Source organism: Actinomadura sp. KC06, assembly GCF_004348735.1.
Taxonomy (GTDB): Bacteria; Actinomycetota; Actinomycetes; order Streptosporangiales; family Streptosporangiaceae; genus Spirillospora.
In genome coordinates, this window is record NZ_SMKT01000036.1 from 1 (window position 1) to 12403 (window position 12403).

The 12403-nt window shown below is 72.0% G+C and carries 11 protein-coding genes; 8 read left to right on the plus strand and 3 right to left on the minus strand.

What is annotated here, in order from left to right:
- Together E1287_RS14115 and E1287_RS43690 are read left to right on the plus strand one after the other, a co-directional pair.
- On the plus strand, positions 1–975 hold a 975-nt coding region (locus E1287_RS14115), incomplete at its 5' end, for a cation diffusion facilitator family transporter (protein ID WP_347813970.1).
- Positions 976–1056: 81 nt separating this feature from the next.
- Positions 1057–3879, plus strand: coding sequence for a hypothetical protein (locus E1287_RS43690; RefSeq protein ID WP_165968996.1), 2823 nt, complete (start codon positions 1057–1059; stop codon positions 3877–3879).
- Between the two features lie 4 nt (positions 3880–3883).
- Here the strand turns inward: E1287_RS43690 and E1287_RS14130 are convergent, their stop codons facing one another.
- Both E1287_RS14130 and E1287_RS14135 read right to left on the minus strand, forming a co-directional pair.
- The gene (locus tag E1287_RS14130) at positions 3884–4300 is read right to left on the minus strand and encodes a phage holin family protein (protein ID WP_131965379.1); all 417 of its coding nucleotides are present in this window, start codon (positions 4298–4300) and stop codon (positions 3884–3886) included.
- A gap of 120 nt (positions 4301–4420) precedes the next feature.
- Entirely contained in the window at positions 4421–4921 is a 501-nt protein-coding gene (locus E1287_RS14135; protein ID WP_207934209.1) for a hypothetical protein, read from the minus strand.
- 219 nt (positions 4922–5140) lie between these two features.
- Between E1287_RS14135 and E1287_RS14140 the strand changes: the two genes are divergently transcribed.
- The gene (locus tag E1287_RS14140; RefSeq protein WP_131965380.1) at positions 5141–5800 is read left to right on the plus strand and encodes an HAD family phosphatase; all 660 of its coding nucleotides are present in this window, start codon (positions 5141–5143) and stop codon (positions 5798–5800) included.
- A gap of 43 nt (positions 5801–5843) precedes the next feature.
- Positions 5844–7676, plus strand: coding sequence for a DNA helicase RecQ (gene recQ / locus E1287_RS14145; RefSeq protein WP_131965381.1), 1833 nt, complete (start codon positions 5844–5846; stop codon positions 7674–7676).
- On the opposite strand, the gene E1287_RS14150 is transcribed toward recQ, so the two are convergent.
- The gene (locus tag E1287_RS14150; protein WP_131965382.1) at positions 7673–9013 is read right to left on the minus strand and encodes a flavin monoamine oxidase family protein; all 1341 of its coding nucleotides are present in this window, start codon (positions 9011–9013) and stop codon (positions 7673–7675) included. The two genes, recQ and E1287_RS14150, sit on opposite strands and share 4 nt — an antisense overlap.
- A gap of 61 nt (positions 9014–9074) precedes the next feature.
- On the opposite strand from E1287_RS14150, the gene E1287_RS14155 reads away from it, so the two are divergent.
- The 4 genes from E1287_RS14155 to E1287_RS14170 all read left to right on the plus strand — a co-directional run bounded on the left by E1287_RS14155 (position 9075) and on the right by E1287_RS14170 (position 12320).
- Positions 9075–9662: a TetR/AcrR family transcriptional regulator gene (locus tag E1287_RS14155; RefSeq protein ID WP_131965383.1), complete on the plus strand. Its 588-nt coding sequence runs from the start codon at positions 9075–9077 to the stop codon at positions 9660–9662.
- Between the two features lie 76 nt (positions 9663–9738).
- Positions 9739–10242 (plus strand): DUF5666 domain-containing protein, encoded by a 504-nt coding sequence (locus E1287_RS14160; RefSeq protein WP_131965384.1) that lies wholly within the window; start codon positions 9739–9741, stop codon positions 10240–10242.
- Positions 10243–10296: 54 nt separating this feature from the next.
- Complete coding sequence (locus E1287_RS14165; protein WP_131965385.1) at positions 10297–10992, plus strand: response regulator transcription factor; 696 nt, start codon at positions 10297–10299, stop codon at positions 10990–10992.
- Positions 10989–12320: a HAMP domain-containing sensor histidine kinase gene (locus E1287_RS14170; protein WP_131965386.1), complete on the plus strand. Its 1332-nt coding sequence runs from the start codon at positions 10989–10991 to the stop codon at positions 12318–12320. The genes E1287_RS14165 and E1287_RS14170 overlap by 4 nt, the downstream gene beginning before the upstream one ends.
- Positions 12321–12403 lie beyond the last annotated feature (83 nt).

The following is a 12403-nucleotide window of genomic DNA, read 5'->3' on the forward strand; positions in this document are numbered from 1 at the left end:
GGGTTTGTGGGGCGGGTGCTTCATGTGCTGCGGCCTCATTCGCATGAGGCGGGCGACAAGGTGGACTCGGCGATGGAAGCGAGCGCGCAGGGGATGCGTGCGCTGTGGATCTCCCTCGTGGGACTGGGCGCGACCACCGCCCTTCAGGCGGTGGTGGTCGTGTTCACCGGGTCGGTGGCGTTGCTCGGCGACACGCTCCACAACGCGGCCGACGCGCTCACCGCCGTTCCGCTGGGTATCGCGTTCGTCCTCGGCAGGCGTCCGCCGACCCGCCGCTACACCTACGGGTACGGACGCGCCGAGGACCTGGCCGGGGTGGTCATCGTCCTGGCCATCGCGGCGTCCGCGGCGGCCGCCGGGTACGCGGCCGTCCAGCGCCTCGCTCATCCACAGCCTGTGGATCACGTGGCCGCCGTGGCGGGCGCCGCGCTCATCGGGTTCGTGGGCAATGAGCTGGTCGCGCGGTACCGCATGCGTGTCGGACGGCGGATCGGATCCGCCGCCCTTGTCGCGGACGGCATGCACGCCCGTACCGATGGATTCGCATCCCTCGCTGTTCTTCTGGGCGCCGCTGGTATCGCGTTGGGCGCGCCGTGGGCCGACCCCGTCGTTGGACTGCTGATCACCCTCGCGATCCTGACCGTCCTGTGGCAGACGGCCCGCGAGGTCTGGCGCCGTCTCATGGACGCCGTCGACCCCGCCCTGGTCGACCGTGCCGAGGCCGCTCTCTCGTCGACACCGGGTGTCCTGGCGGTGGGTGATGTCCGGCTCCGCTGGACCGGTCACCGGCTCCGCGCCGAGTGCGCTGTCGTCGTCGACCCAGCGTCCAGCGTCGTCCGCGCGCATCAGATCGCGGTCGAGGCCGAGCACAGCCTGCTGCACGCGCTGCCCCGCCTGTCCGGCGCACTCGTCCACCCGGACCCGCAGGCCCGCGACGGTGAAGATCATCACGCCGTGCTGGCGGGCCACCGGTGATCGCTCACCTGTGAGACGTTAGTCCCGGGCAGAAGGGGAAAATACGGCCCCGGGCGGTCGAACTGGGACGGGATGACGTTGGTGAAGCAACCCACAGGAAGCAACGGGCCCGAGGGCGAGAGCCCGGAGACCTCCGAGCATGGGCAGCCTGCGCCCGCCTACGTCCCCGAGTCCGAAATCCCGACCGTCACCTTCCCCTTGCCCGACGACCCGTCCGACACGTCTCCGGACGAACCGGACGAAGACGTGCGGGTCGCCGAATCGGGGGCCGTCGAAGAACCGCCCTCCGACGCTGCCGACGCGGAGCTGCGCGAGGACACGGCCCCCGGCCTGCCGACCACCGACGACGCCTCCGTCACCGAACCGGAGGCCACCGAGGAACCGCTCCCCGATGTCGCCGACTCGGATCTGCGCGACGAGACGACCACCGACGCGGAGACGGCGCCCGATCTGCCGGCCGCTGATGACGACGTGACGGACGCGGCCACCGACGACGAGGCGCTGCTGGATCCTCGGGCGGGGTTCGGGACGATGCCGCTGCCGGAGATCGGAGAGACGCCGCCGCTCGGGACGAAGCTCCCCGAGGACGGCTGGGGCGGACGTGACCTGGTCGAAGACGTATACGGGTCGCTGACCGCGTACTACGAGCAACTCGACGCGCGCCTGAAAGAGGTGCCCGAGGACGTTCCTCCGGTCGGCTGGACGCCGCATATCGCGGCCTTGCGGGCGTTGCGCGAAGAGCGGATCACAGGCGATTGGGAGGTCATGGCCCGGTTCCTCGTCGCGCCTGGAACGCTGGAGGAGACGGAGCTGCTCCGGCTCGTCCAGGCGGAGGACGGTGACGACGTCGTCCACGCGTGCGTCAAGGAGCTGACCGCGGCGGACGGGCGGGCGCTGCTGGTCGCGCCCACGCCGGAGCGGGCCGCCGAGCTGCTGCGGCGCCTGGAGGACGATCCCGAGGTGTTCTCCCTGATGATCGAGACGCAGCCGGCGACGGCGGAGGCTCGTTCGGTGGAGACGCAGGCCCTGCCGCCGGTGGACGACGAGGCGATCCCCGAGCCGTCGCCGGTGCGGGAGCACGGATCCAACGGGACGGTCGAGTTCAAGCCCCTGACCGGACCGTCCGAACCTGAGATCGCGACCGAAACCGAGGCAAGCGACACCGCCGCAGTGGAAGCGGAGGCAGGGGCGACACGGGCTGAGCCGCTTCCCGCAGCGCCCGAAGGGGAGCCGATCGTCCCGGTGGAAGGGCCGTCGGCGCCGGAGACGCGGGTGCGGTCGGCGGCGTTGCGGCCGGTGGGGGAGGCGTGGCGGCTGTCGTGGGAGACGGAGGCGCGGCTGCTGCGGCGCGGGCTGATGTGGCTGGAGCAGTGGCCGAGGGACTCCGCGGCGCTGCAGGCCGTCCAGGCCGAGAACCTGCGTCGTCGCGAGGCGCTGGACGCGGAGCGGGCGGCCCTGACCGGCACGATCGAGGAGTCGCGGCACATCGCGGAAACCGCCGAGCAGGCGGCGGCCCGGGCGGAGGCAGAGGCGGAGCGGCTCACCGCCGTCCAGGAGGAGGCGGAGGCGGAGCTGGCCGGTCCCCGCGCGGAGGCGGAGCGGCTGCGGACGATCGCGGACGAGGCCGCAGCCGAGGCGAACGCGGTGACCCGGACGGCCGACGCCTCTTACGCGCGCTGCGTCCAGCTCGACGAACGCGCCAAGACGGCGCAGGCCGAATTGCAGGGCGCACGGCAAGCAGAGGCATCGCTCACGGACGAGCTGGCACGCGCACGGGAGGCGCTCCCAGGGGCGGCAGAGGAAGCGCACCGGCTGACGGCCGCGGACGCGGACGCGGCGGCCGAAGGGCACGCCGCGTACTACCGGCTGGTTTCGGCGGAGTCGGCGCTGTCGGCGGTACGCCGGAAGATGACGCTCGGGCAGCGGCTGCACGTCGCGTCGCCGCCGTCCGAGCTGCGGAGCGTGCGCGCCGAGGTCAAGGCCCGGACGCGCGAGGCCGACGAGGCGGCGAAGCGGGCACGGGACGCCAAGGAGGCGGCCGAGCACGCGGAGCGGGTGCGGCGGGGGCTGGCGTCGTTCGTGTCAGAGGGCGGGGCGCGGCTGCAGCAGGCGCAGGAAGCGCAGGAGCGGCTCGGGACGGAGCTGACCTGGCTGGCGACGGAGCGGGAGACCGCGGGCCGCGAGCACCAGGAGCAGGCGCGGCTGGCGTCGGCGGCGGTGGAGAAGGCGAACCAGGAGGGCAGGCGCGCGCACGCCGCGCAGCAGGCCGCGCAGGCCATCGAGCAGCGGGTGAACGCCGCCCGGACGGCCCGCGAGGAGGCCCTGGCGGCGGCGCGGCAGGCCCGGTCGGACGCGGAGGCCGCCGCGGCCCGGGCGGCGGACACGCAGGCGGCGCTCGAACGCCACATCACCGAGGCCGCGGCGGAACTGTCCGCCCGGGAGGCCGATCTGGAGACGGCGGAGACGACGGAGGCGCGGTCGCGGGAGAACGTCCTGGAGATCTGCGGCTCGGATCCCGCCGAGAACCCGGACGCCGTTCCCGCCCACCAGCGCCGCGCGATGGCCCGCATCGAGCAGCTCACCGCCTACACGAACGGCCGGCGGACAGCGGAGGGCGACGTCCTGCTCCGCACCGCCGACCTCGTCGTCGGGACGCCCACCGGGGTCGGCCTCACCGCCCGCGACGAGGAGTTCGACGCGCTGATCGTCGCGGACGCGGGGGCGCTCACGGACGCGGAGTTCCTCATCGGCGCCGTCCGGACGCGTCGCTGGATCCTCGTGAGCGCGCCGGGCGTCCGTCCACCGGACTACCGCGAATACGCCGACGCGCCCGCCGGGAGGCTGGAGGCCGGCCCGTTCGAGCGCGCCGCGAGCGCCGCTCCACATCTCGTGGACGTGCGCTGACGGGTCAGTCCCTCTTCTTGTCGTCCTTCCTGGACCTCTCGTGCCTCTCGTGCTTCTCGGGGACGACAAGGTGGAGCAGCCAGCCGACCACGCCGACGACGATGGCGCCCCAGAAGGCCGGCCAGAAGCCGTCGACGTGGAACGGCAGGTCGAGCTCCCCTGCGAGCTCGCTGGTGAGCCAGAGCAGCAGGGCGTTCACAACGAGGCCGATCAGGCCGAGCGTGAGCACGTAGAAGGCGCAGCCGAGCGTCTTGATGACCGGTTTGATGAAGGTGTTGACCAGGCCGAAGATGGCGGCCACGGCGACGAGCGTGAGGGCGCGGCGAGCGCCCGTGTCGCCGTCGACCGAGATGCCGCCGATCAGCACCGTGGCGACCCACAGGGCGACCGCGGTGATGCCCACCTTGAGAAGAATCCGCACACTACGATCCTGGTCGGCGCGAACCGGACCCGTCATCCCTCTGCGCGGCGATTAGCGCGAACGCCCTGCTCATCATCCAGAACGACTCGCTCGTCTCTGCCAGGAGATTCGCCGGACGGGTCAGTCCTGACGGTCGAAGAACGGGGAACTGGCCGGGATCTGCGAACGTCCAGCGATATGGGTCCCCTGGACGGCGGAGGCCGTTTCCCGTCGCGCAGACCGCCGGTGCCCGCCCACATGGCCGCCCGGACCGGACGGCGGAACCGGGGCCTGCCCGGGGCCGGGACGGGCGCCGGGGTTCTGCCGGACGCGCGCGAGTTCCCGCTGCAGGCGCCGCTTCTCCATCTCCAGCGTGGTCAGCGACTCCTCGTGCTCCTCGCGAAGGTCGCGCAGATCGCGGCGGTTTCGCACGCGGCGTCCCGCGCCGATGAAGGTGAGCATCATGCCGGTGAAGAACACGACGGCCACGCCCGCGCCGGCGAGGAAGATCTGCCATTGCTCGTTCACACCGGGCACGGTCTGGCCGAAGACGATCAGGTTCGCGGGCTCGGTGTTGTCGAGGACGACCCCGACGACGATGGCGATGGCGGCCGCGACCAGCAGAAAACCGAGGAACACCATGGGCAGCTCTCCTCTGCGCGTTGACTCCGGAGGGGGCGGAGAGATTCCACCATGCCAGACCGAAACTGGACCATGTCGTATTCGCCCGGATTAATCCATGTCAGAGCAGGTTAGTCCGTTCCAATGCGCACGGTTCCGTCCCGGTCGCATCGGGTAGTGATCGCGGCGACGCGCACCGAGACGGACGGGTGCGCACCGAGACGGATCGCGGAGGGGACCATGCCCGTGCAGGCCATCGTGTTCGACCTGGACGGCGTCCTGATCGACTCCGAACCCGTGTGGGAGGACGTGCGGCGCGCGTACGTCGCCGAGCACGGCGGACGCTGGCTGCCCGACACGCAGGAACGCCTCATGGGCATGAGCACCCTGGAATGGGCCGCGTACATCGCGAACGACCTCGTCGACGGCGTCACGTCCGAGGACGTCGCCTACGAGGTGGTCGACCGGATGTCCCAGCGGTACCAGGACGGGTTGCCGCTGCTGCCGGGAGCGGAGGCCGCGGTCCGGCGGATGGCGGAGTACCGTCCGCTCGGGCTGTCCAGTTCGTCCCCGCGGGCCCTCATCGACCTGGTGCTCGGCCAGCTCAGGGTGGACGGGCTGTTCCACGCCACCGTGTCCACCGAGGAGGTCGACCGGGGCAAACCGGCGCCGGACGGGTACCTCACCGTGGCCGCGCAGCTGGACGTGCCCGCCCGGAGCTGCGTGGCCATCGAGGACTCCGCCAACGGCCTCCGCTCGGCCCACGCCGCGGAGATGACGGTGATCGCCGTCCCCCGTCCGGCGCACCCGCCCGCCGCCGACGCGCTCGCCCTGGCGGCCCACATAGCGGACGACCTAGACGAAATCACCCCCGAGCTGGTGGAGGTTATCCACAGGTAGGAGTTCCCGGGACGGTGTCGGCGGCGGCTCATAGTATGGGCCGATGACTTCCCCCGAGAGCCCGGAGACCCTCGACGTCCTGCGGCGCGTGTTCGGGTACGACGCGTTCCGGGACGGCCAGCGGGACATCATCGAGCATGTGGTCGGCGGCGGGGACGCGCTCGTCCTCATGCCGACGGGCGGCGGGAAGTCGCTGTGCTACCAGATCCCGGCGCTGGTCCGGAAGGGCACCGGGGTCGTCGTCTCCCCGCTCATCGCCCTCATGCAGGACCAGGTGGACGCCCTCCGCACGCTCGGCGTCCAGGCCGGATTCCTCAACTCCACGCAGGACCTCGACGAGCGCCGGGTCGTCGAGGCGCAGTTCGTCGCGGGCGAGCTCGACCTGCTCTACCTGGCGCCCGAGCGCCTCCGCCTCCCCGCGACCATCGATCTGCTCGACCGGGCCGACGTGTCCCTGTTCGCGATCGACGAGGCGCACTGCGTGTCGCAGTGGGGGCACGACTTCCGTCCCGACTACCTGACGCTGTCCGGCCTGCACGAACGCTGGCCGCACGTCCCGCGCATCGCCCTCACCGCGACCGCCACCGACGCCACCCGCGCCGAGATCGCGTCCCGCCTCCGGCTCGAACAAGCGCGCCACTTCATCGCCAGCTTCGACCGCCCGAACATCCAGTACCGGATCGAGCCGAAGACCGACGCGAAACGCCAGCTCCTGCGCCTCCTCCAGACCGAGCACAAGGGCGACGCGGGCATCGTCTACTGCCTCTCACGCAATTCCGTGGAGAAGCACGCCGCGTTCCTCACCGAGAACGGCATCGAGGCCCTCCCGTACCACGCCGGCCTGGACGCGCAGACGCGCGCCGCCAACCAGTCGCGCTTCCTCCGCGAGGACGGCCTGGTCATCGTCGCGACCATCGCGTTCGGCATGGGCATCGACAAACCCGACGTCCGCTTCGTCGCCCACCTCGACCTGCCCAAGTCGGTCGAGGGCTACTACCAGGAGACGGGACGCGCCGGACGCGACGGCCTCCCCTCCACCGCCTGGCTCGCCTACGGCCTCCAGGACGTCGTCAACCTGCGCAAGATGATCGACGGCGGTGAGGGCGACGCCGCGTTCCGCCGCCGCCAGGCCACCCACCTCGACTCGATGCTCGCGCTCTGCGAAACCGTCGAATGCCGCCGCGTCCAGCTCCTGAACTACTTCAGCCAGTCGGCCGAACCGTGCGGAAACTGCGACACGTGCCTGACACCGCCCGAATCGTGGGACGCGACCGTCCCCGCGCAGAAGGTCCTGTCCGTCATCGTCCGGCTCGACCGGGAACGGCGCCAGAAGTTCGGCGCCGGGCACATCATCGACATCCTGCTCGGCAAGAAGAGCGCGAAGGTCATCCAGTTCGACCACGACTCCCTCAAGTCGTTCGGCGTCGGCGCCGAGCTGCGCGAGGCCGAATGGCGCGGGGTGGTCCGGCAGCTCCTCGCGCAGGGCCTGATCGCCGTCGAGAGCGACCACGGCACCCTCCTCCAGACCGACGCGAGCGCCGAGGTGCTGCGCGGCCAGCGCCAGGTCATGATGCGCCGCGAACCAGAACGTCCCGCCACCAAGGCGGCCAAGACCGCCAAGGAACGCAAGGCCCCGGTCGAGCTGCCCGCCGAAGCGGCGCCGATCTTCGAGCGCCTCCGCGCCTGGCGCGCCGCCACCGCGAAGGAGCAGGGCGTCCCCGCCTACGTCATCTTCCACGACGCCACCCTCCGCGAAATCGCCACCGCCGTCCCGACATCCCTCACCGAGCTGGGCCGCATCAACGGCGTAGGCGAAAACAAACTCGCCAAATACGGCGACGAGGTCCTGCAAACCCTCGCCACCCCCACCGACTAAAGCCGGGTGGTTTCGCGGGCGGCGCGGTGGCCTGATTCGACGGCGCCGTCGATGTAGCCCGCCCATCTGGTCGCCGTCTCGGTACCGGCCCAGTGCAGGGGGCCCACGGGGCGGCGCAGGGACGGGCCGAAGCGGGTCAGGGTCATGGGTGTGGCGAACGCGCCGTAGCAGCCGCGCGAGTACTCCTCGGCGGCCCAGTCCCGTTCGATGTACGCGACGGGCTCCTTGGCGCGCAGCCCGAAGTACGCGGCGAGGTCGGCGACGACCTGGGCGCGGCGTTCTTCGGCGGTCAGGCGGGCTGCGATGTCCGCGTGCCGTCCTTCCAGGAAGCCGACCAGCACACCGGGCGAGCCGCTCTCCGGCGTGTTGTCGAACGTGATGCCGAACGGACGCCGGTCACTGGTCACCTGGCCGCTGAACCCGTCCCGGCGCCAGAACGGCTCGTCGTACACGACGTTGACCTTGATGACGCGTCCCATCGGCATGCGCTGGACGAGCTGATCCCGGTCACCGGGCAGCCCGGGCGTGTAGCGGATCCGTCCCGCCAGCGGCGGCGGGACGGCGATGATCGCCCGCCGCGCCCGCACCTCCGCACGGCCGGGCATGCGGAGCCGGACGGCGTCGTCCGTCCACTCGATCTCCCTGACCGGCGCGTCCAGCACGACGCGGTCCCCCAGTTCGGCGGCCAGTGCCAGCGCGATGCGCTGCGAGCCGCCGGAGACCCGGTCCTGCTGCGCGCCGCCGGTCGTCTCGATCAGCGGGTCCAGCCCGCCCGCGGACGCGACGTAGAACGCGGCCCACAGCGCCGACAGGTCCCCGGCCTCGGCGGAGAACACCGCCTGGGTGATCAGGCGCATGAAGGCGCGTCCCCCGGCGGTGTGCAGGTTCCGCCGGATCCAGGTCTCGAAGGTCTGGCCGTCCAGGCGGGCAGCGTGCGGGGCGGTCCACGGCGCGTCCACCGGAATTTCGCGTATCAGGCGGTCGATGCGCCACTGTCCCTGCGCGACGTCGGCGAGCGTGACGGGGGAGAGGCGCGGGACGCGGCCCGTGTACTCGCCGCGCGTCCTGCCGATCTCGGCGATGCGCCGCCCCTCGTCGTAGGTCGGGTACGTGGACAGCCCGAGCTCGCCGATCAGGTCGAGCACCGGGTCCTGACCAGGCCCGACCCACTGGCCGCCGACCTCGATCGGCTCGCCGCCGGGCAGCTCGCCGTTCAGCAGCCGCCCACCGACCCGGTCGCGCGCCTCCAGGACGACCACGTCCCGCCCGTCCCGGACGAGGTCGCGCGCGGCGACCAACCCGGCCACGCCCGCCCCCACGATCGCGACGTCGACCATGTCCCCTCCCCCGCATGCAGGACGCATCTGACATACGCCTTGTATGTGTTATACATGCCGCATGGAGCAGGTCAAGGCCCGGCGCGCCCAGTATGTGGAGAGCACCCGCGCCGCCCTCCTCGACGCCGGCCGCCGGTTCTTCGCGGAACGCGGCTTCACCGATGTCTCGGCCGAAGAGCTCGTCCGCGCCGCCGGCCTCACGCGCGGCGCCCTCTACCACCATTTCGCCGGCAAGCAGGGCCTGTTCGAGGCCGTCTTCGAGGACCTCGAAGCCCAGGCCGCCACCCGGATCACCACCGCGATGGCCCGCGCGGACGCCCCCGAGGACCAGGCCGCCGAAGGCATCCGCGCCTTCCTGGAGATCTGCTCCGACCCCGACTACCGCGAGATCGTCCTTCTCCAGGGCCCGATCGCGCTCGGCTGGCGGCGCTGGCGCGAACTCGACCAGCGCCACCTCGGCGCCGTCCTCACCGACCGCCTGACCGCGCTGCTCGGCGACGACGGCCCGCATCCGCTCGCGCTCACCACCGCCGCCTTCTACGGCGCGCTGACCGAGCTCGCCCTGTCCGTCGCGGACGCCGAAGACCCGTCCCAGGCCCGCGACCAGGCCGTCCGCCTGATCACCACCATGCTCGACGCCCTGAGATGACCCGTGGAGGAGATTCCCAGGGATCTCCCAGAATTCCGCACAGACTTCTACCAGTCACCACCGATTGAATGGCCCCATGCGAACCAACCGCAAGACGATCGCGGCCGGGGTCGGCGCCGCCGGTCTCCTCGGACTCGGCCTCTACATAGCCGTCCCCGCGGCCGCCGCAGACCCGTCACCGTCGCCGTCCAAGTCGGGGACGAAGACGTACCAAGGCGATGGCCCCCAAGGCCAGAAATGGCGCGACGGCAAGGGCCACCCGGGCAAGCGGCACCCCCACCGGCACGTCCGCCCCTTCCGCGGCGTCCACGGCGAGGCCACCGTCCGCCGCAAGGACGGGTTCCACCTCGCGACCTGGCAGCGCGGCAAGATCACCGCTCTCTCGGCCACGACCCTCACCGTCCGCAGCGACGACGGCGCCTCCTGGACGTGGACGGCCAACGCGAACACCCGCGTCAGCAAGAACGGCGAGAAGTCCGCGCTCACGTCGCTCGCCGCCGGCGACCAGGTCCTGGTGGCAGGCGAACGCTCCGGAGACACCCGCAACGCACGGATCGTCCGCGTCCCCAAGCCCCGCTAGGACGGGTACGGTCGGAGCGACGACCAGGGCGTACGGCACGATCTGCGGGAGCCGATGAGCGAGAACGGGCGGGTGCTCGTCGTGGACGACGAGGCCAACATCCGCGACCTGATCGACGTCGCGCTGCGCTTCCACGGCTTCGCGACCGTCCTCGCGGGCACCGGCGAGGAGGCGCTGCGCGCGGCGGGCGAGGAGCGTCCCGACCTGGTCCTCCTGGACGTCATGCTCCCCGACCTGGACGGTTTCGACGTGTGCCGGCGGCTCCGCGCGGGCGGCGACCAGGTCCCGGTGATCTTCCTGACGGCGCGCGACACCCCGTCCGACACGGTCACGGGGCTGACACTCGGCGGCGACGACTATGTCACCAAGCCGTTCTCGATCGAGGCGCTGATCGCACGCGTGCGGGCCGTCCTGCGCCGGGCCGCGCCGCCGCCCGCCTCGCCTGCGCCGTCCGACACCGGTGTCCTGCGCGTCGCCGACCTCGAACTGGACGAGGCGCACTGGCGGGTCCGGCGCGGCGGCGTCGACGTGGACCTCTCGCCGACCGAGTTCCGCCTCCTCGCCTACCTGATGCGGAACGCGGGCATGGTGCTGTCGCGGACGCAGCTCCTCGCGGGCGTGTGGGGCTGGGACCACGGAAACCCGCAGGTCGTCGAGACCTACATCAGCTACCTGCGGCGCAAGCTCGACCCGCTCGGCACGCCGCTCATCCACACCCAGCGCGGCGTGGGCTACGCGCTGCGGCCATGACGCTCAACGCCCGGCTGCTCACCGGCCTGCTCGCCGTCACCTTCACCGGGCTGGCGATCATGGGCCTGGTGAGCGCGCTCGTCCTGCGCGGCTACCTGATGCACCGGGTGGACGAGCAGCTCCAGGGCACCCGCGACCGCGCCGTGTCCCGCCTCCTGCGCCCCGGCCTGCCGGAACAGGGCGTCGCCCCGGCCCAGTTCGTGGTCCTGGCCATCGGCCGGGCCGGACGCGTCAGCGTCCTGAGCGGCGACCAGCCGTCCCCCGCCCGCGCCGTCGCCGAGATCGAGAAACTCGGCCAGGCCGAACTGTCAACGCGCGCCCGCACCCTGGAACCGTTCTCCCTCCCCGGCCTCCGCGCCGTCGCACGCCCCTGGCGGAACGGCATACTCGTCGTCGCCTCGCCGCTCAACGAGATCCATTCGGCCGTCCGCAACCTCGTCCTCTCGGAGATCGCCACGGCGTCGCTCCTGCTCGCCGTCCTGATCGTCCTCGGCCGCCGCCTGATCGGCCGCGGCCTGCTGCCGCTCGACCGGATGGCCGCCACCGCGCACGCCATCACCGCCGCCGGCGACCTGCGCGCCCGCATGCCCGGCCCGGGCTCCCGCACCGAGACCGCCCGGCTCGCCGCCGCGATCAACGTGATGCTGGAACGGATCGAGCAGGCGTTCTGGGCCCGGAGCCGCTCCGAGTCCCGCGTCCGCGAGTTCGCCGCCGACGCCTCGCACGAACTGCGCACACCGCTGACGACCATCCAGGGCTACGCGGAGCTGTACCGGCACGGCGCCCTCGGCCCCGACGAGCTCCCCGACGCCATGCGCCGCATCGAGGACGAGGCCGGCCGCATGAACAGACTGGTCACCGACCTGCTGGAACTGGCCCGCCTGGACCGCGAGGCGTCCCTGACCCCGTCCCCGACCGACCTGGTCCCCCTGGCCCGAGACGCCATAGCGGACGCGACGGCCGCGGACCCCGACCACCCCGTCACCCTGGCCGCCCCCGACTCCCTCATCGCCCACGTCGACGAACCCCGCATCCGCCAGGTCCTGGCAAACCTCCTGGCCAACGTCAGAACCCACACACCCCCCGGCACACCCGCGACGATCCGCCTGGCACCGGGCCTGATCGAAGTGACCGACCAAGGACCGGGCATGCCCCCCGAAGACGCCGCCCGCGCCTTCGAACGCTTCCACCGCACCGACCAGAACTCCCCCGGAGCCGGCCTGGGCCTCCCCATCGTCGCCGCCATAGCCGCCGCCCACGGCGGACGCGCCGAACTCCTCTCAGAACCGTCCAGGGGAACAACCGTCCGCCTAACATTCCCCCACTAACCGCCCCGCGGATAGAGCATCTGACCACAGACCAGAAGATGAAAGGTCCGCGAATCCCCCACCAACAGACCGTCCGAGGGCAC

Bases quoted from the DNA above. Each gene is read 5' to 3' on its own strand.
- E1287_RS14170 (WP_131965386.1), top strand. From the start codon at position 10,989: ATGACGCTCAACGCCCGGCTGCTCACCGGCCTGCTCGCCGTCACCTTC.
- E1287_RS14140 (WP_131965380.1), top strand. From the start codon at position 5,141: ATGCCCGTGCAGGCCATCGTGTTCGACCTGGACGGCGTCCTGATCGAC.
- E1287_RS14150 (WP_131965382.1), bottom strand. From the start codon at position 9,013: ATGGTCGACGTCGCGATCGTGGGGGCGGGCGTGGCCGGGTTGGTCGCC.
- recQ (WP_131965381.1), top strand. From the start codon at position 5,844: ATGACTTCCCCCGAGAGCCCGGAGACCCTCGACGTCCTGCGGCGCGTG.
- E1287_RS14155 (WP_131965383.1), top strand. From the start codon at position 9,075: ATGGAGCAGGTCAAGGCCCGGCGCGCCCAGTATGTGGAGAGCACCCGC.
- E1287_RS14165 (WP_131965385.1), top strand. From the start codon at position 10,297: ATGAGCGAGAACGGGCGGGTGCTCGTCGTGGACGACGAGGCCAACATC.
- E1287_RS14135 (WP_207934209.1), bottom strand. From the start codon at position 4,921: ATGGTGTTCCTCGGTTTTCTGCTGGTCGCGGCCGCCATCGCCATCGTC.
- E1287_RS14160 (WP_131965384.1), top strand. From the start codon at position 9,739: ATGCGAACCAACCGCAAGACGATCGCGGCCGGGGTCGGCGCCGCCGGT.